Origin of the sequence: Massilia sp. R2A-15 (genome assembly GCF_030704305.1) — a bacterium.
Classification (GTDB): domain Bacteria; phylum Pseudomonadota; class Gammaproteobacteria; order Burkholderiales; family Burkholderiaceae_D; genus JAFCUW01.
Genome location: NZ_CP131935.1, coordinates 3,555,781 through 3,573,382 on the forward strand (window position 1 = coordinate 3,555,781; position 17,602 = coordinate 3,573,382).

Annotated in this window: 15 protein-coding genes; 6 read left to right on the forward strand and 9 right to left on the reverse strand. The window is 67.6% G+C overall.

The genetic code is table 11. From position 1 onward, the window contains the following. Positions 1–7: 7 nt before the first annotated feature. Complete coding sequence (locus tag Q4S45_RS16250; protein ID WP_305505987.1) at positions 8–1,081, forward strand: acyltransferase; 1,074 nt, start codon at positions 8–10, stop codon at positions 1,079–1,081. 73 nt (positions 1,082–1,154) lie between these two features. On the opposite strand, the gene Q4S45_RS16255 is transcribed toward Q4S45_RS16250, so the two are convergent. Further along, the gene (locus tag Q4S45_RS16255; protein WP_305505988.1) at positions 1,155–2,621 is read right to left on the reverse strand and encodes a DEAD/DEAH box helicase; all 1,467 of its coding nucleotides are present in this window, start codon (positions 2,619–2,621) and stop codon (positions 1,155–1,157) included. A 387-nt stretch (positions 2,622–3,008) separates the two neighbouring features. Here Q4S45_RS16255 and Q4S45_RS16260 point away from each other — a divergent pair, with 387 nt between their 5' ends. Next, the gene (locus Q4S45_RS16260) at positions 3,009–6,128 is read left to right on the forward strand and encodes a two-component regulator propeller domain-containing protein (protein ID WP_305505990.1); all 3,120 of its coding nucleotides are present in this window, start codon (positions 3,009–3,011) and stop codon (positions 6,126–6,128) included. A 119-nt stretch (positions 6,129–6,247) separates the two neighbouring features. Here the strand turns inward: Q4S45_RS16260 and Q4S45_RS16265 are convergent, their stop codons facing one another. After that, entirely contained in the window at positions 6,248–6,988 is a 741-nt protein-coding gene (locus Q4S45_RS16265; protein ID WP_305505992.1) for an anti-sigma factor, read from the reverse strand. After that, on the reverse strand, positions 6,985–7,491 hold the full coding sequence (locus Q4S45_RS16270; protein ID WP_305505994.1) for an RNA polymerase sigma factor: 507 nt from the start codon (positions 7,489–7,491) through the stop codon (positions 6,985–6,987). The genes Q4S45_RS16265 and Q4S45_RS16270 overlap by 4 nt, the downstream gene beginning before the upstream one ends. 145 nt (positions 7,492–7,636) lie before the next feature. Here Q4S45_RS16270 and Q4S45_RS16275 point away from each other — a divergent pair, with 145 nt between their 5' ends. Next, complete coding sequence (locus Q4S45_RS16275) at positions 7,637–9,061, forward strand: S8 family serine peptidase (protein WP_305512126.1); 1,425 nt, start codon at positions 7,637–7,639, stop codon at positions 9,059–9,061. Between the two features lie 106 nt (positions 9,062–9,167). Continuing rightward, positions 9,168–9,884, forward strand: a complete 717-nt coding sequence (locus tag Q4S45_RS16280) for a hypothetical protein (RefSeq protein ID WP_305505995.1) — start codon at positions 9,168–9,170, stop codon at positions 9,882–9,884. Positions 9,885–9,986: 102 nt separating this feature from the next. Here the strand turns inward: Q4S45_RS16280 and Q4S45_RS16285 are convergent, their stop codons facing one another. After that, positions 9,987–10,604: an LON peptidase substrate-binding domain-containing protein gene (locus Q4S45_RS16285; protein ID WP_305505997.1), complete on the reverse strand. Its 618-nt coding sequence runs from the start codon at positions 10,602–10,604 to the stop codon at positions 9,987–9,989. Between the two features lie 84 nt (positions 10,605–10,688). Then, positions 10,689–11,141, reverse strand: a complete 453-nt coding sequence (locus Q4S45_RS16290; protein WP_305505999.1) for a hypothetical protein — start codon at positions 11,139–11,141, stop codon at positions 10,689–10,691. Between the two features lie 224 nt (positions 11,142–11,365). On the opposite strand from Q4S45_RS16290, the gene Q4S45_RS16295 reads away from it, so the two are divergent. Continuing rightward, positions 11,366–12,037: a thiol:disulfide interchange protein DsbA/DsbL gene (locus tag Q4S45_RS16295; RefSeq protein WP_305506001.1), complete on the forward strand. Its 672-nt coding sequence runs from the start codon at positions 11,366–11,368 to the stop codon at positions 12,035–12,037. A gap of 6 nt (positions 12,038–12,043) precedes the next feature. Here the strand turns inward: Q4S45_RS16295 and Q4S45_RS16300 are convergent, their stop codons facing one another. From Q4S45_RS16300 to Q4S45_RS16315, 4 genes are all read right to left on the reverse strand, one after another. Then, positions 12,044–12,406, reverse strand: a complete 363-nt coding sequence (locus tag Q4S45_RS16300) for a hypothetical protein (protein ID WP_305506003.1) — start codon at positions 12,404–12,406, stop codon at positions 12,044–12,046. Positions 12,407–12,491: 85 nt separating this feature from the next. Continuing rightward, on the reverse strand, positions 12,492–12,971 hold the full coding sequence (locus tag Q4S45_RS16305) for a VOC family protein (RefSeq protein WP_305506006.1): 480 nt from the start codon (positions 12,969–12,971) through the stop codon (positions 12,492–12,494). A 146-nt stretch (positions 12,972–13,117) separates the two neighbouring features. Continuing rightward, positions 13,118–14,200 carry a DNA topoisomerase IB gene (locus tag Q4S45_RS16310; protein WP_305506009.1) on the reverse strand — a complete coding sequence of 361 codons (1,083 nt, stop codon included), beginning with the start codon at positions 14,198–14,200 and terminating at the stop codon, positions 13,118–13,120. Between the two features lie 97 nt (positions 14,201–14,297). Further along, positions 14,298–16,094, reverse strand: coding sequence for a DUF4153 domain-containing protein (locus Q4S45_RS16315; RefSeq protein WP_305506015.1), 1,797 nt, complete (start codon positions 16,092–16,094; stop codon positions 14,298–14,300). A 69-nt stretch (positions 16,095–16,163) separates the two neighbouring features. Here Q4S45_RS16315 and Q4S45_RS16320 point away from each other — a divergent pair, with 69 nt between their 5' ends. Then, entirely contained in the window at positions 16,164–17,519 is a 1,356-nt protein-coding gene (locus Q4S45_RS16320) for a M28 family peptidase (RefSeq protein ID WP_305506017.1), read from the forward strand. Positions 17,520–17,602: the final 83 nt, after the last annotated feature.

Here is a 17,602-nt window from a genome sequence, read left to right on the forward strand (position 1 = left end):
GCGCGCCGTGACGACGCCGGGCCGCTTCCATGCGCTCGACGCGCTGCGCGGCGTCGCCGCCCTCAGCGTGGTGCTGTGGCACTGGCAGCACTTCTTCGCGCCGCTCAATCCGCGCGGCGCCGCGTTTGCCATCGAGCGCCAGCCGCTGTTCGACCTGTTCGCGTTCTTCTACCGGCACGGCCACACCGCGGTGCAGCTGTTCTTCTGCCTGTCGGGGTTCATCTTCTTCTGGCTGTACGCCGACCCGGTGGCGCGCGGCGGCATCTCGTTCGGGCGGTTCGCGGTGCTGCGCATGTCGCGCCTGTATCCGCTGCACCTGGCGACCCTGCTGGTCGTTGCCGCGCTCCAGCCGCTGTACCTCGGGCTGACCGGCCATTATTTCGTCTACCCCGCCAACGACGCGTATCACTTCCTGCTGAACCTGGGATTCATCTCGGCGTGGGGAATGGAGAAGGGATTTTCGTTCAACGCGCCGATCTGGTCGGTCTCGGTCGAAGTGCTGATGTACGGCGCCTTCTTCCTGTTCTGCCGGCGGGCGGGCCGGCACACCGGCGCAATGGCCGCCGCGGTGCTGGCGGGCTGGCTGCTGCAGAAATGGAATGGGCCGATCGGCGCCGGCATGATGTTCTTTTTCCTGGGCGGGATCGCGTTTTCGGCCTACACCCGCGCTGTCAAAAGCGGCGGCGCCTGGCTGCTCGCATGCACGCCGGTGGCCTGGGTGTTCGCGGTGTGGTCGGGCCGCTTCGAGACGTTCAGCGTCATCGTGTTCCCGATGACGGTGCTGGCACTGGCGCTGCTCGAGTCGCGCCACCAGGGCCTGGGGCGGCGCTGGTCGTGGCTGGGGGATATTTCGTATTCGTCCTACCTGCTTCACTTCCCGCTGCAGCTGGCCGCCGCAACGCTCACCGCGAAACTGGCGATCGCGCAGGATGTCTTCTACTCGCCGTGGTGCCTGCTTCTGTTCTTCGCAACGCTACTCGCGCTGTCGATGGCCAGCCACCACGGTTTCGAAATTCCCGTGCAGCGCACGCTGCGCAGGCGGTTCGCCCCGAGCCGCAGCGGCCAGGGCGTGCCGGGTTGATCCCGTCATTACAAGACTTCGCTGGCACCGGCGAAAATGGGGTCAGGTCCGCAGGACCAGACCCCGCCCTTGCTTACTGCTTCGGTCCGCCGCCCAGCAAGGCTGCAATCTTCTGCTTGCCCGGCTTGATCGACGGCGAGACTGGCTTGGAGATGGTAGGCACGGCTGGCGTGGCCGGCTCGTACGGCTTGAGGAACCAGGGATCGACCTTCTCGCGGCGCGGCGCCGGCGCGGCACTGCTGCGCGGCGGACGTTCGCCCAGGCGCGGGCCGGTCTCGCCTTCGGGACGGCGGCTGCGCCGTTCCGAAGGCGCCGCGTCGCGCGAACGCGCCGGGAACGACGACGACGACGACGACGGCGCAAAGCCGGCCAGTTCGCCCCGCGTGATGGTCTGCTTGATCAGCTTTTCGATATCCACCAGCAGGCGCTCGTCCTTGTCCGAGTACACCGAGATGGCGTCGCCGGAGGCGCCCGCGCGGCCGGTGCGGCCGATGCGGTGCACATAGTCTTCGGCGTTGTACGGCAGGTCGTAGTTGATCACGCACGGCAGGTCAGAGATGTCGAGGCCGCGCGCGGCGACGTCGGTGGCGACCAGCACGTCGATCTCGCCCTTCTTGAACGAATCGAGGGCGGCCATGCGCTCCTGCTGCGTCTTGTCGCCATGGATCGCGGTCGCCTTGTTGCCGGCCTGCTCGAGGTGGCGCGCCAGGCGCGAGGCGCCGATCTTGGTGTTCGAGAAGACCAGGATCTGCTTCAGCTCGCGCTGGCGGATCAGGAATTCGACCGCTTCGACTTTGTTCGACTCGGGCACCTTGTAGACCACCTGGGTCACCTTGTCGGCGGTGGCGTTGCTGCGCGCTACTTCGATCGTCACCGGGTCGTTCAGGAAGCTGTTGGCCAGCTTCTTGATCTCGGGCGAGAAGGTGGCCGAGAACATCAGGTTCTGGCGCTGCTTCGGCAGCATGTTGATGATGCGCTGCAGGTCGGGCAGGAAGCCCATGTCGAGCATGCGGTCCGCTTCGTCCATCACCAGCATCTGCACCTGGCCGAGCGAGACGTTTTTCTGCTCGACGTGATCGAGCAGGCGGCCCGGAGTGGCGATGACGATCTCGACGCCGCCGCGCAGGATCACGGTCTGCGGCTTCATGTCCATGCCGCCGAACACCACGGTCGAACGCAGCGGCGTGTGCTGGGCGTAGGCCTTGACGTTCTCCGCCACCTGCACCGCCAGTTCGCGCGTGGGCGTGAGCACCAGCGCGCGCACCGGGTGGCGCGCCGGCGACATGCTGGTGTTCGCGTGCGCCATCAGCAGCTGGATGATCGGCAGCGAGAAGCCGGCGGTCTTGCCGGTGCCGGTCTGCGCGGCGCCCATCACGTCGCGGCCCTGCAGCACGACAGGAATGGCCTGCGCCTGGATCGGGGTCGGCTTGGTGTAGCCCTGGTCGGTCAGCGCGCGCAGGATCAGCGGCGACAGGCCGAATTGGTCGAAGCGCACTTCGGGCGCGGCGTCGGTTGGAGCGGTTACGTCGATTTCAGGCATCAGGTTGGTTGGCGCACCGGGCGCCCGCTTTCTTCAATAAATTCAAATAGTCCGGCCTGCGGGATCGCCGGCAGCGCCGCGCCGGCAGGCGGCTCGGGATGGAAAAGGAGGCTGCGCCGCGTTCGCGGACGGCACGGCAAGCGCGGGCACGCGGCTGGCGACGATACTTTTACAGGCCCTACACGATACCCTAATTTGACGCCACTGTATATGGAGGGGCCCGACCCGGACGGGGCCCGGCGCCGCTGCGCTCGTAGCTCTGTTGCAACATCGGCAAAATCACGCCGCATAAAATGTTGACATGAGACATCACAAGCGGCACAGTGCTGTTGCTCTCATTGCAACTCTCAACAAGCTGCGCGGCGCCGCCGTGTCGATGGATTCCTGATGCTCCCCCTGCTTTTTCGCTCGCTGCGCCTGCTTGCCGTCTGCCTCCTGTTCGCCGCCACCGCGATGGCCACGCCGACCTCGGACCTGCGCTTCAGGCGCCTGGCCTCGCTCGACGCCGACGACCTGTCGATCCTGTCGATGCTGCAGGACCGCCAGGGCTTCGTCTGGATCGGCACCCATAGCGGCGGGCTGTACCGCTACAACGGCTACCAGGCCGTGAAATACACCCACGACCCGCGCAATCCGCGCAGCCTGCCGAACGACCGCGTCTCCGCGCTGTTCGAGGACAAGGCGGGCCGAATCTGGGCCGGCACCCAGGGCGGGCTGGCGCGCTTCGATCCGGCCAGCGGCGAGTTCATCGCACCGGCGCTGCCGGCCGGGCCGTCGAGCCAGCGGATCGTCAAGGCCATCGCCGGCGACGGGGCCGACGGCATGTGGGTGGCCACCTGGGGCGGCCTGCTGCACGTCGACAGCGCCAGCGGCAAGGTGCGGCGCTATGCCCACGACGCCAAAGACCCAGCCAGTTTGGGCAGCAACGACGTCAACGCCCTCGCGCTCGATGCGGCCGGCGGACTTTGGGCCGGGACCTGGCCGGGCGGGCTCGATTACCTGGCGCCCGGCGCAAGCCAGTTCCGTCACTTGCGCGTCGATTCGCCCGAGGCGCCCGACGACAAGCTGAACATCGTGCGATCGCTGTACTACGGCGCCGACCGCACGCTGTGGATCGGCACCGAAACCGGCGTTGTCGCCTGGGACACCGCCCAGCCGTGGCAGGCGCGCAAGCGCGTCGACTCGCCGCCGGTGCGCGTCCATGCGCTGTACGGCGACAGCCGCGGCGCCGTATGGGCCGGCACGCTGGCCGCCGGCCTGCTGCGCTGGGACAAGGGCAGCGACAAGCCGGTGCGCTATGTCCACCGCGCCAACGATCCGCACAGCCTGCAGTCGGACCACATCCGCGCCGTGATGCAGGACCGCGGCGGCATGCTGTGGGTCGCCTCCTTCACCGACGGCATCAGCCTGGTGAACCTGGCCAGCCACGGCTTCCAGCGCTTCATCCCGTTCGACGCCGCCGCCGACAACACCCTGCCCAACAACTCGGTGCAGAACATCGAGGCCGCGCCTGACGGACGCCTCTGGCTGGGTAGCAATACCGGCTTCTCGCTGTTCGACCCGGCCAACGGCGCCGTCATCAAGAGCTGGCGCGGCGAGCCGAAACGCGCCGGCGGCCTGTCCAACGACGTCGTCTACAGCATGTACCAGCAGCCCGGCGGCGCCTTGTGGGTCGGCACCTCGGCGGGCCTGAACCGGCTGGACCGGCCGGACGCCCCCTTCGCCAGCTTCCGCTTCGGCGGCGGGGTGGCCAATAACTTCATCAACGTCATCGCGCCGGGGGCCGGCGGCAAGCTGTGGCTGGGCACCGGCCTGCACGTGATCCGCTTCGATCCGGCCAGCGGCGCCTCGGTCACCTTTGCCGCAGATCCGGCCGATCCGGGCAGCCGCAGCGTCAACGGCACCACCTGCATCGTCGAAGACAGGCTGGGGCGGGTGTGGATGGGCTCGGACTTCAGCGGCGGTGGGCTCGATTTGCTCGACCCCGCCATCGGCAAGTTCCGCCATTTCCGCAGCGACCCGGCCAACGCGGCCTCGCTGGCCGACGACAACGTATCGAGCCTGTACCAGGATCCGCAGGGGCGCCTGTGGGCCGGCACGGCCAAGGGCCTCTCCCAGGTACTCACTGGCGCCGATGGCGCGATCAGCTTTCGCGGCTACGCCGGCAAGGACAGCGTGGGCACCGTGAAGATCCTGGCGATGCGCAGCGACCGCGCCGGCATGCTGTGGCTGTCCACCGCGGGCGGGCTGCTGCGGATGGACCCGGCCACCGGCGCGGCCAGCCGCTTCAGCACCTCCGACGGCCTGACCGAAGGGTTCGCGATCGGCTCGGCGGCGGCTGGCGCCGATGGCGTGCTGTACTTCGGCGGCGTCAAGGGCATGACCGGCGTGCATCCGGAGCAGGTGCGCAGCCTGTCGGTGGCGCCGCACGTGGCGATCACCGACATCAGCGTGTTCAACCGCTCGCTCGCCGGCCAGGCCAGGCGCCCCGGCGTCGAGCTGTCCGGCACCGTGACGGCGCCCACCGAGGTGACCTTGTCGGTGCGCGAATCGGTGTTCTCGCTCGAGTTCTCGGCGCTGCACTACACCGACCCGTCGCGCAACGCCTACGCGCACCGGCTGACCGGCTTCGACCGCGACTGGGTCGTCACCGACGCCAATCACCGCACGGCGACCTATACCAACCTCGATCCGGGCACCTATGTGTTCGAGGTGAAGGCGGCCAACGAGCAGGGGCTGTGGAGCGGGCAGCCGGCTAGCGTGACGATCCGCATCCTGCCGCCGTTCTGGCAGGCGTGGTGGTTCCGCGCGCTGATGGCGGTCGTGGCGACCGGCCTGCTGGCGATGGCGTACCGGGCCCGCGTGCGCAGCCTGACGCGGCGCCAGAAGCAGCTGCAGGCGCTGGTCGCGGCGCGCACCGGCGAACTGGAGGAGTCCAACGCCAAGCTGGCCACGCTGTCGTCAACCGACGGCCTGACCGGCATCACCAACCGGCGCGGCTTCGACGAGGCGCTGGCGGCCGAATGGCGCCGGGCGATGCGCAACGGCCACCCGCTGGCGCTGGCGATGCTCGACGTCGACCACTTCAAGAGCTACAACGATTTTTACGGCCACCAGGCCGGCGACGAATGCCTGCGCGCGGTGGCCGGCGTGATCGAACAGTTCGCGCGGCGCACCGGCGACCTCGCGGCGCGCTACGGCGGCGAAGAGTTTGCGCTGCTGGCGCCGGCGACCGATGCGGACGAAGCGCTGGCGCTGGCGCAGGAGATCTGCCGCGAGCTCGAACGGCGCGCGCTGCCGCATGCGCAATCGCCGTATGGCGTGGTGACCATCAGCATCGGGGTGGCGGCGCTGGTGCCGATTGAAGACAACGCGTCGGGCATGCTGGTGCGCCGTGCCGACCAGGCGCTGTACCGCGCCAAGCTGGCCGGGCGCAACCGGGCCATGCTGCCGGCGGCGGAGCAGACCGCATTGCCTGCGCTGGAAGCCATGCGAAGCGGGATGTAAAGCAGATCGGTGGGGGGCTGGTCGCGGAACGATGGGGACTCCGAGTCCCCATCTTCAGCGAACCACGATAACAAATAAGATGGGGTCAGGTCCGCAGGACCAGACCCCGAGCTGCCACTTTAGCGCGCCCAGCCCTGCTGCGCGGCCGCCTGTTCGGCCTTCGCATCGAGCGACGGCCCGACCGCGCGCGCGTCCACCGCTTCGAGCACCGCCGGCGGCATCGCGCTGCCGGCCTGCCGGTACTCGCCCTGCGCGCCGCCCGGCCCTTCCACCAGCACCGGAATGCTCCAGCCGCCGCCGGCGCGGCACGCCAGCCCCGCCGCCGATCCCATGTCGAAGGTGCGGCAGTACTGGCCGTCGCGGCCGACGAAACTGACGCCGATCTTGACCCCGCCCGGCGGCGCCCCGGCGCTGGCCAGTTGCGTGGTCAGCGCCGCATCGAGCTTGCCGTGCGCGCGCAGGGCGCCGTTGGCGCCGGCCTGCGCGAACGTCGTCTCGCTCTGCACGCCCTTCAGCCCCAACACGCCGCCCATCACGCCCACCACCAGCGTCGCCGCGATCGCGCCCCACTCCGGCCACGACCAGCCGCGCCTGGCCTCGACCGCCTGCTTGCGCGCGGCGCGCACGCTGTCGAGCTGGATCACCTTCGGCGCGCTGGCCACCTGGCGCAGCCGCCGCGGCACCGGCTCGTCGAGCGTGCGGGCGAACGCGCGGAACACGTCCTGGCGCAGCGCGATGTGCTGGCGCACCTTCGCCGCCAGCACCGGGTCGGCGCGGATCGCCCGCTCGACCTGGGCCCGGGTGGCTTCGTCCAGCTCACCGTCGGCGTAAGCCATCAGGGTTTCATCGGTAAATCTCATGATACGGTCCTCGCTTGATCGGACAGGAAGCCCTGCAGCGCTTCGCGCGCGCGCACCAGCCGGCTGGTCAGGGTTCCCATCGGTATGTCCAGCACTTCCGCCGCCTCCTTGTACGGCAGCCCTTCCACCAGCACCAGCCCGATGACGACGCGATGGTCGTCCGACAGCATGGCCATCGCCTTTTCGATCGCCATGCGCTGCTGCTGCGCTTCGGCCGATTCGTCGCCCACGTGCTCGCCCGCTTCCTCGGGCGCCATCACGCGGTCGCGCCGGATCCGGCTGCGCACCTCGTCCACCCAGGCGTTCTTCATGATGCGGAACATCCAGCTGTCCAGGCGCGTGCCGGGCTGCCACTGCTCCGACCGTCCCAGCGCGCGCTCGACCGCGGCCTGGACCAGGTCGTCGGCATCCTCGCGGTTCCACACGATGGTGCGCGCGAATCGGCGCAGGCGCGGCAGCAATTTGGCGATTTCGGCATGCAGGGGGACGGCTTGATGTGTCATGGATATGAAGTAAACGCCGGACACAGGGATTTTAATCCCGCAGCCAAACGTTTATTGAGTCAGGTGTTCCGAACAACTAGTTTATCATCCGCCCATGAAGCCAACCCACACCCATTTGCGCCGGCGCCGGTGGCGTTATTTGTTAGTGCTTGCTCTCGCCGCGGCCTCCGCCGGCGCGCAGGCGCAGCTTCGGCTGCCGTCGGTCGGCCTGCCGCAGCTGCCGCGCATAGGCGGCCTCGACAGCGACCGCCTGACCGCGCCGCTGCGCGAGTTGCCCGATGTGCGCGCCCTGCGCCTGGAAGAGGTCGGGCGGCTGCTGCGCCGCCATCGCGACGTACTGGAAGCCGATCCGCGCGGCGAGCCGGCGGTGCGCCACGAGATTTTCGCCTGGTCGCCCAGCCCGGCCGCGCTGGCGGGGGCCGCGGCCGAAGGACTGCGCGTTGTGCGCGATTCGGGCGACGATGCGCTGCGCACCGTCGTGCTGCGCGTGCCGGACCGCGCCGATACGGCGGCGGTGCTGGCGCGGCTGCGCGCGCTCGACCCGGACGGGGTGTACGACTTCAATCATATCTATACAGGCAGTTCGGCTGAGCCGCTCAAGATGGGGTCAGGTCCGCAGGACCAGACCCCGATGCTGCATGCGCCGGCGACAAAGACGGGGCCAGGTCCGCAGGACCAGACCCCGATGCTGCATGCGGCGGCGACAAAGGCGGGGGTGGAGCTGGGGTTTAGTGAAGCGAAGCTTCGCTCCTGCGGAACGGTCGAGCCCTGCAAGGCTCGACTCCTTCCAGGTCCGGCGGACCTGACCCCATCGGTACGTGTGGGCCTCGTGGACAGCGGCGTCGAAACTTCCCACGACGTGTTCGGCGGCGCCCGCATCGCGCGCTGGGGCTGCGGCGGCGCCGCCCACCCCAGCGCCCACGGCACCGCGGTCGCCGCGCTGATGGTCGGCCGCTCGGCGCGCTTTCACGGCGTCGCGCCGCAGGCCAGCCTGTTCGCGGCCGATATCTATTGCGACAGCCCCACCGGCGGCTCGGCCGACCAGATCGCCGGCGCGCTGGCGTGGCTGGCGAAACAGCAGGTCGGCGTGATCAACCTGAGCCTGGTGGGACCGGCCAACCAGGCGCTCGAGCGCGTCGTCGGCGCGATGCAGCAGCGCGGCCACCTGATCGTCGCCGCCGTCGGCAACGACGGTCCCGCCGCGCCGCCGCTGTACCCGGCCAGCTATCCCGGCGTGGTGGGCGTGAGCGCGGTGGACCGCAACAACCGCCCGCTGCCCGAAGCGGCGCGCGGCCCGCAGGTGATGTTCGCCGCGCCGGGCAACAACATGGTCAGCGCGGCGCCGGGGTCGCCTGCGTATCGCGCGGTGCGCGGCACATCGTTCGCCGCGCCGCTGGTCGCCGCCCTGCTGGCCGAATCGCTGGCCGCGCCGGACAAGGCGCGCGCCGCGCAGGCGGTGGCGGCCTTGGCAAAGCAGGCATTGCGCCCGGACGGCAGCACCGTCAGCAACGAGACCGGCTATGGCATCGTCGGCACGGCGTTCCGCATCGATCCATCGAGCCTGCGGTAACGATTTGATACAACTCTCTTCGGATCACGCGGATTAATTTGCAGAGCCCGCTCGTTATCCCAGTAACGGCAGCGGAATGAGCCGCGCCAAACTGAGGAGATCCACCATGAAAACCAAACAAATCGTTTCCCACATCGCTCTCGTTATTTCCCTCGGCGTGGCCGCCTCGGCGCATGCTCAACTGCTCGGCGGACGCGGCGGCGTCGGCGGCATGCTCGGCGGCGCAGGTTCGCTGGGCGGCGGCTCGATGGGCTCGATGATGCAGATGAATACGATGGGCTCGATGGCCAGCCGCGGTTCGCTCGAAAGCGCGCGCAACGTCACCCGTTCGGCCAACGCATCCGGCAGCGCGCAAGGCAGCGGCAGCGCGGAAGGTTCGCTGCTGGGCCGCGCCGCGCCGCCCGCTGCGCCATCGACGCAAGGCCAGGCCGGCGGCAGCGGCTCGGGCGGTTTGGGCGGCGCGCTGGGTGGCGGCTCGCACGCGAGCGGCTCCGCATCGGGTGACGGCGGCGCCAACGTGTCGGGCGGGCTGACCGCGCCGAGCGGCATCGGCAGCGGCGCCCGCGCCATCGCAGGTTCGGCGCGCGACGCGGCGCAGCCGGCCGGCGCGGCGGCCAGCTCGCATGCCGACATGACGCGCGCTTACGCACAGGGCACCGCGGCCAATGCACGCGGCGCGGCGGCCGGCAGCGCGGGCGCGGCACGCGGCGCGGCGCAGCAGTCGATGCAGGCTGCGCGCTCGGTCAGCCTGCCGGCGGCCAATGCCAGCGCCAGCGGTTCGGCCAGCGGCGGCGCCGACGCGCAGGCGGGCGGTTCGCGCTAATCGATGGACTGTCGAACCTGCGAAGGCAGGTTCCCATGCTGAGCGAGCCGTGAGGTAAAAAGCGAATTCAGCATGGGTTCCTGCCTGCGCAGGAACGACGCGCTAGGAAGTAATCAGGCCGTGCTCGTCGAGCAGGTCGTGCATCAGTTCGAGGCGGATCAGGGGATTGTCCAGCATGAGCATGCCGTGCTTCTGCGACAAGGGCAGCGGCAGCAGCTCGCACCAGCGGTTCGCCACCCAGCCGCAGTCGTCGAAGCGGAACGGGCGCTTCACCGGCCAGCGCTCCTCCGGGACGTCATTCAACGATTCGAGCACGCGCTCGAGCGCATCGGCGGCGCCGCGCAGCTCCGACGGAATCTTCACCCGCAGATCCGCCGCCACCAATTCCACCTGGCCCACCCACAGGCCGTTGGGGCGCCGCTGCGACGACACCACCTTGAACCGCGCGCCGCCCCGGCACACCACCTGGATCAGGCCGGGCGACGGCGCGTGGCTGGCGGCAACGCTGGCGAGCGTTCCGCCGTCGGAGAATTTCTCGATCGACGCCGGCGTGCGCACTTCGCGTCCTTCGATCAGCATGACCACGCCGAACGGCATGCCCTCGGCGATGCATTTGTGGATCATGTCGAGGTAGCGCACTTCGAAGATTTGCAGCGGCAACACGCCCTCCGGGTACAGCACTGTACCCAGCGGAAACAACGGGATCGGAATATGCGTCATGCATACATCATGACAAATCGCGTTACGTTTCGGCGCACGCGAGACCGGGTTTTCCGCTGCCGCCCCGGCTCGGTTTTTTCCGCGTCAGCCTACTGTCTTTTCCAGATAGCGGATCGCGTGGACCAGCGCGGCCAAGCGCCAGCGCAGGCGGTCGATGCCGGGGTCCGGCGTCGGTACCACCGACACCGTCATTTGCCCGCCGGCGTGGGCGGTGCAGGCGATCTGGTAGTCGGACGCCTGTTCGAACGGCAGCCGGAAGTCCTGGCCCGGCTTGAGCAGAACGGGGCCGAACAGCTGCGGCACGGTGTCGCTGTTGCGCAGCAGGAGCACGTCCTGCACGCCCAGCGTAAGTGTTACCACCTTCGGCAGGATATCGACCGGGTCGCCGGCCATTCGTCGCGCGTGGGTGCCTTTCGGGATCTCGAACAGCTGCTCGCGCGTGGCGTAGGCAAACGGCGCGAACGCGGCCCACAGCAGCGCCAGCGCGATGGCGGTCCACAGCGGCCAGGCGACCGGATGGCGGCGCAGGCTCTCCATCAATCGCGCAGCAGGAATTGCATTTCGGGGAACATGGAAGCCGGGGGCGGGAATCGGACAGGTTCAAAAACGGTGGCGCTCATTGTACCTCAGGGGCTGTTGCCGGCAGTAAATCCGAAGGCAGGCGGCCTCATCAAATTATGCAAAATCTCGCATAATTTGTCACCGGGTCAAAATTGAATTACCCTCGCCGCCATCGTCAATTTATCCCAAAGGAAATTTTCATGCTCGTGCTGCGCCTCGCCCTGGCCGCGATCGGCCTCGTGTCCACCATTGCTTTCGCCTCGCCCAACGATCCGCGCAACGGCGCCGAATTTGTCACGCTGCCGCAAAAGCAGGACGTCAAGGCGCCGGCCGGCAAGGTCGAAGTGCTGGAGTTCTTCATGTACCACTGCCCGTACTGCCATCAGCTCGAGCCGGAACTGGCTGCGTGGGTAAAAAAGCAGGGCAACGCGATTTCGTTCCGGCGCGTGCACGTGCCGTACACCGGCGCCGCCGATCCCGAGGCGCACCTGTTCCTCACGCTCGAGGCGATGGGCAAGGGTGAAGCGATGTTCCCGAGGATCGAGCATGCTGTGCACGTGGAGCACATCCGCCTGGCGAAGGATGATGCGATCATCGACTGGGTGGGCAAGAACGGCATCGACCGGAACCAGTTCCTGGAGACGTGGAATTCGTTCGGCGTGATGACGGCGATGAAGCGCCTGCCGCGCACGATCAGCGACTATCGCCTGGACGGCTCACCTTCGCTGGTGGTCAATGGGCGCTACGTGACGTCGCCGGCACAGGCGGGCAGCCGGTCGGTGGATCAGACGGTGGAGGCAGCCAACAAAGCGGTGATCACGGTGCTCGATGTGCTGGTGGCCAAGGCGCAGGCGGAGAATGCGGCGAGGTAGCCGGGGCTAGTGGACGAACTTGACGATGGCGAAGGTGGTTCCCGCCATCGCGAGCCAGGTCGAAATAAACCATTTCGGCAGCGATACTTCCAGATGTGCGATCCGAGCCGCCAGGTTTGCGAGGTCGGCCTTCGTGACGTAGTTTGACTTGATAACCGCAACGTCGATTTTCAATGTCGTGACATCGTCTTCTAATACTTCGAATTTTGACGTGAGTGCGGCGACGCTGCCTGCCACCTTGGTCACTTCGTGCTCCAGCGAGGAAAGTTGAGCCGAATGTACCGCGAGCGTGGCCTTGATCGCGGCTACATCCGACCGGACAGTCGCCAGGTCGTGCTCTTTAGCAAGTCCATTACGATCGGTATTCATCTCTCCATCATCGTCCGCGAACGGACGGGAGTCAACCAGATGCGTCAAGACGCGGGCCTGAATAAACCCGCGCCTTTCCTGCTGGCTACTCGCAGTTTTGGCCGCTCATCGCTTCCTTGCCCGCCTTCGCCATCTCTTCCGGCGACATGTCCTTGATGTGGGTGGCGATCGACCACTGGTGGCCGAACGGGTCGATCACGACGCCGTAGCGGTCGCCCCAGAACATGTCGGCGATCGGCATCTTGACGGTGGCGCCGGCGTCGACGGCCTGCTTGAAGATCGCGTCGGCATCGGTGACGTACATGTGGATCGCGACCGGCGAGCCGCCCAGCATCTTCGGCCCCTTGCCGCCCCACTGCGGAAACTCGTCCACCAGCATGATGTGCGAATCGCCGATCTTCATCTGTGCGTGCATGATCTTGCCGTCCGGGCCGAGCATGCGGCCGCCTTCGACGGCATTGAACGCCTTTTTGTAGAACTCGATCGCCTCGGCCGCGCCGGCGCAGATCAGGTGCGGGGTGATGGTGTGCATTCCTTCAGGGATTGGCTTGACGGTTGTTGCCATGGTTATTCTCCTGGTCGAAAAGTGAGCGGACGATCAGGATAGCGCAATCGCGCCATGAATTGTGTATGTTTTGGCAGCAAATTAGATGGCGCGGCGGCGCCGGAATACCGGGGTCTGGTCCGGCGGACCTGACCCCATTTTCAGCACTACTGCAAGCGCTTCTGCAGCAGCGCCAGCACCGCCGCCTCTTCCGGCGACAGCGTGTGCAAGCCATCGACCAGCTGGCGCGTGGCGCGCTCGCGCAGCGCGTCGAGGATGGTGCCGTCGAGGTAAGCGTCGAGGACGGCCGGATGCACGTAGCACTTGCGGCAGATGGTCGGCGTGTTGCCCAGCTTTTGCGCCACCGATTCGATCGCCTGCACGATGTTCTTCTTGGCCTGCGCCTCCGAATCGAACTTCTCGAATTCCTGCAGCGCCAGCGCGGCCAGCACCGTGCCGGACCAGGTGCGGAAGTCCTTGGCAGTGTAGTCCTCGCCGGTGATCGAACGCAGGTACTCGTTGACGTCGGCCGAATCGACGCTGTGCTGCTCGCCATCGTCGTCGAGGTACTGGAACAATTCCTGGCCCGGCAGCTCGCGCGTGCGCGCGATGATCTTCGCCAGGCGCCGGTCCTCCAGTTTGATGGTGTGGAACACGCCGCTCTTGCCGCGGAAGCGGAACTCGACCTCCTTGCCGTCCACCTTCACGTGGCGCGAACGCAGCGTGGTCAGGCCGAACGACTTGTTGGTGCGGGCGTACTCCTCGTTCCCGATCCGCATCATCGTCACTTCCAGCAGGCGCACGATGGTGGCCAGCACCTTCTCGCGCGGCAGGCCGGGCAGCTTGAGCGCATCGTCCACCGCGGCGCGGATCTGCGGCAGCGCCTTGCCGAAGCTGAGCATGCGCTCGTACTTCACCTCGTCGCGCACGCTGCGCCACTTCGGATGATAGCGGTACTGCTTGCGCTTGCGCGCGTCGCGGCCGGTGGCCTGCAGGTGGCCGTTGGCGATCGGGCAGATCCACACCTCGGTCCACGCCGGCGGAATCGCCAGCGACTTGATGCGCGCCAGCGTGGCCTCATCGTCGATGGGCTGGCCGTCCTTGTCGATGTAGCGGAAGCCGTCGCCCTTCGCTTCGCGCGCGATGCCGCGCATGCTGTCGGTGACGTAGCGCAGGCCGGCCGATTTGGCCGCTGCGGTCGGCTCGCTGTTGGGCACCGGCGAAACTGCCGATGGCTGGTCGTTTTTCATGAATTGGGCTGGTCGTTGATGTCAGCCCGATACTATTCGAATCGCCAGTTTTGGGGCGCGCACGAATCAGCGTGGGCCTGGTCCTGCTGCCCCCATCTCAGTTAGGACAGGTTGCTGCCGGCACGCTCTCGTCCACCGGTATGCTGCGGATGCGCTGCCCGCCGATTTCCAGCACCTTGCGCGGCGGCGCGACGGTGCGAATCTGCCCCGCGATCAGGCGCTCGCGATACCAAACGCAGCCGGCAAACCTGGCCGGCATCCGGTCCAGGATGGCCCAGTTTCCGGTGCCGGCATCGCCTGCGATGACCGCGCCGCCGCCGCTTTCGGCTCCCACCACCAGCACCTCCGGTTTCCCGTCATCCGTCACATCGACCAGGAACGCGTCGCACCTGGCGCCCGCCCGCACCAGGCAGGCGGGCGCCGGCACCAGCGAGTTCAATGTGCGCCATTCCATCGCCATGAAGGATGGCGGCAGGCTGGCCCCCTTCGGCCACACCGTGATGTTGGCCGCGAGGTCGGGCCGCGCCTCGGCCGCTGCTACCGGATAGCGCAACGCCGGCACACTCATCGCCAGCGCCTTGTCAACGCCGGCGCGCACCGCCAGGTCGCTGCTTTGCGTCAGCCGCGCCAGCGCCTCCTTGCCGTAGCGCGCGCCCTCGAAGCGCAAGTAGGAGAAATCGAATTTGTCCGTCGCGACCTTGCCCGACGACGAAAGCCGCGCGAGCTGATTGTTGATCGACAGCCGCGCCGGATCGGCGATCGGAGAGAACAGCGCCAGCAGCACCGCGAGCACCACAAATGCGGTGATGATGTTCACCGCGCCGATGCGCTCGAGCCAGCCCTTGCGCAGCGCTGCCTGCGCGTATCCCGCCGCATAGCAGGCCGCGACCAGTTCGCACGCCGCGGCGATGATTCGGTCGTTGGTCCAGCCGTAATCGGCCACGCGCAGGGTCAGCGCCCAGATCGCGATCAGCACGATCGGCGCCAGCAGCAGGGCCGCGAGGCGCGCGCTCAATCGGATCGGCAGTGCGGTGGTGGCCAGCGCCGCGCCGTTCTGCCAGGCCGCGTTAATCAGTACCACCAGCAGCGCGGCCGCGCCGAGCAGCACGGCGGCGGCATGGCGCGTGGCCCACAGCGGCGCCAGGCCGGTGAACAGCAGGCTGGCGAGGAAGCCTCCGACGATCAGCACCGCGACCGGCAGGATCCACGACATCAGCACCAGCAGCAAGGTCCGGATGCCGCGCACGATGGCCGGGCGCACGTCGGTGATGTGCATCGCGCAGCTGAACGCGGACGTGACGACGGGAATATTGAACCAGGACTTGCGCAGCAGCTCCTTGAGGAAGTCGAGGTGCACCAGCGCGAACAGTTCCGCGCCCATGTTCAGCACCGCCCACACCAGGCCGACGAAGAAGCCGCTGAAGGCCAGCTGCACGCCCAGCTTCCACGCCGTTTCGAAGTAGGCTGAATAGGACGCGAGGCGGCGCCGTTCGCCCGATCCGGCCATCACCAGCGAGTGCGCGATGAAGAAGCCCGCGGCCAGGAACACGCATAGCAGATGCGACGGCGAGATCATCGGCGTCGCCTGGCCCACGCCGGGGACCGCGCGCCAGGCATCGTAGACGCCAAGCGCCGCGATGATGGCCGACGCCAGGCCGGTCCACTGCGCGGCGCGCCGGCCGGCCATGTTACCCAGGCTCGAATTGAGCAGCACAGGCGCAAACACGCACACCAGCACCAGCGGGATAAACAGCATCGGCACGGTCGCAGGCCACACATGATCCTGCGCCGCGCGATACAGCCAGTACAGCAGCCCGCCCTGCGCCACGCCTATCAGCAGCCGGCGTGCGCCGACCTCCGGACGAACCAGCGCTTCAGGAGAAGGCGTCTGCATGAATGCTCCATATGGAAAACAGGCTTACGGCAGGGTACACTTGCCAACAGTTAATTTCAAGGAAGCTCAATGAACGTTCCACAGAAAGCCCTGATCGCTGTATTGATGGCCGGCGCCGGCCTCGCATCCGCCGCCGAACCGAACACCTCCGCCCACCAGGCGCAGATCGACGCCATGGTGCGCGAGATCTCGCCGCAGCGCATCCAGGGCTACATCGACAAATTGGTCGGCTTCGGCACGCGCCACACGATGTCCGACACCGTCTCCGACACGCGCGGCATTGGCGCGGCGCGGCGCTGGATCAAGGGCGAGCTGGAACGCTGCGGCGCCGGCAAGCTGCAGGTCGCGTTCGACGGCCACCTGCACCCGGTCGACCGGCGCCTGTCGCGCCCGACCGAGATCGTCAACGTCGTGGCCACCCTGCCCGGCACGCAGGCAGAATCGCGCGACCGCATGTACGTCGTCAGCGGCCACTACGACTCGCGCAACAGCGACGACGCCGACGCCGTGAACAACGCGCCGGGCGCCAACGACGACGCGTCCGGCACCGCCGCGGTGATGGAATTGGCGTGCGTGATGGCGCGCTACAAGTTCGACGCGACCCTGGTGTTCATGACCGTGGCGGCCGAAGAACAGGGCCTGTACGGATCGGCCGACTACGCCGAGAAGGCGAAGCAGAAAAAGCTCAACATCGCCGGCATGTTCACCAACGACATCATCGGCAGCTCGTACAACGAAGAGGGCAAGCGCGACAACGGCCAGGTGCGCCTGTTCGCCGAAGGCATCCCCGCCCTGAAGGAGATGCCGGACCACCTGCGCACCCTGATTCAGACCGGCGGCGAAAACGATTCGACGCCGCGCCAGCTGGCGCGCCACGTCAAGGAAGTCGGCGAGCGCTACGTCCCCAACTTCAAGGTGACCATCGTGAACCGGCGCGACCGCTACCTGCGCGGCGGCGACCATGCGCCCTTCCTCGACCGCGGCTTCGCGGCGCTGCGCTTCACCGAGCCGGCCGAGAACTTCAACCACCAGCACCAGAACGTGCGCAAGGAAGGCGCGCTGCAGATCGGCGACCTGCCGGAGTTCGTCGATCCGGATTACATCGCTCAGGTGGCGCGCGTGAACGCGGCGTCGCTGGCGTCGCTGGCGCTGGCGCCGGCCTCGCCGCAGGGCGTGAAGATTTTGACCGCCAAGCTGGATAACCACACCGACCTGGCGTGGACCGCGAACACCGAGCCGGACTTGGCCGGCTACCGCGTCGTGTGGCGCGACACCACGGCGGCGCAGTGGCAGGGTAGCCAGTTCGTCGGCAAGGTCACCTCGGTGACCATGCCGCTGTCGAAGGACAACGTGTTCTTCGGCGTGCAGGCGGTGGACAAGGACGGCAACGTCAGCCCGGCGACGTATCCGCTGCCGGGACGCTAAGCCAGGATGGGGTCAGGTCCCGCGGGCCTGCCCCCATTTTCGCTGCGGCGGAATAGTACACACACAATTCGCGCACGATTCGT

Bases quoted from the DNA above. Each gene is read 5' to 3' on its own strand.
- Q4S45_RS16255 (WP_305505988.1), bottom strand. From the start codon at position 2,621: ATGCCTGAAATCGACGTAACCGCTCCAACCGACGCCGCGCCCGAAGTG.
- Q4S45_RS16260 (WP_305505990.1), top strand. From the start codon at position 3,009: ATGCTCCCCCTGCTTTTTCGCTCGCTGCGCCTGCTTGCCGTCTGCCTC.
- Q4S45_RS16265 (WP_305505992.1), bottom strand. From the start codon at position 6,988: ATGAGATTTACCGATGAAACCCTGATGGCTTACGCCGACGGTGAGCTG.
- Q4S45_RS16270 (WP_305505994.1), bottom strand. From the start codon at position 7,491: ATGACACATCAAGCCGTCCCCCTGCATGCCGAAATCGCCAAATTGCTG.
- Q4S45_RS16280 (WP_305505995.1), top strand. From the start codon at position 9,168: ATGAAAACCAAACAAATCGTTTCCCACATCGCTCTCGTTATTTCCCTC.
- Q4S45_RS16285 (WP_305505997.1), bottom strand. From the start codon at position 10,604: ATGACGCATATTCCGATCCCGTTGTTTCCGCTGGGTACAGTGCTGTAC.
- Q4S45_RS16290 (WP_305505999.1), bottom strand. From the start codon at position 11,141: ATGGAGAGCCTGCGCCGCCATCCGGTCGCCTGGCCGCTGTGGACCGCC.
- Q4S45_RS16295 (WP_305506001.1), top strand. From the start codon at position 11,366: ATGCTCGTGCTGCGCCTCGCCCTGGCCGCGATCGGCCTCGTGTCCACC.
- Q4S45_RS16300 (WP_305506003.1), bottom strand. From the start codon at position 12,406: ATGAATACCGATCGTAATGGACTTGCTAAAGAGCACGACCTGGCGACT.
- Q4S45_RS16305 (WP_305506006.1), bottom strand. From the start codon at position 12,971: ATGGCAACAACCGTCAAGCCAATCCCTGAAGGAATGCACACCATCACC.
- Q4S45_RS16310 (WP_305506009.1), bottom strand. From the start codon at position 14,200: ATGAAAAACGACCAGCCATCGGCAGTTTCGCCGGTGCCCAACAGCGAG.
- Q4S45_RS16315 (WP_305506015.1), bottom strand. From the start codon at position 16,094: ATGCAGACGCCTTCTCCTGAAGCGCTGGTTCGTCCGGAGGTCGGCGCA.
- Q4S45_RS16320 (WP_305506017.1), top strand. From the start codon at position 16,164: ATGAACGTTCCACAGAAAGCCCTGATCGCTGTATTGATGGCCGGCGCC.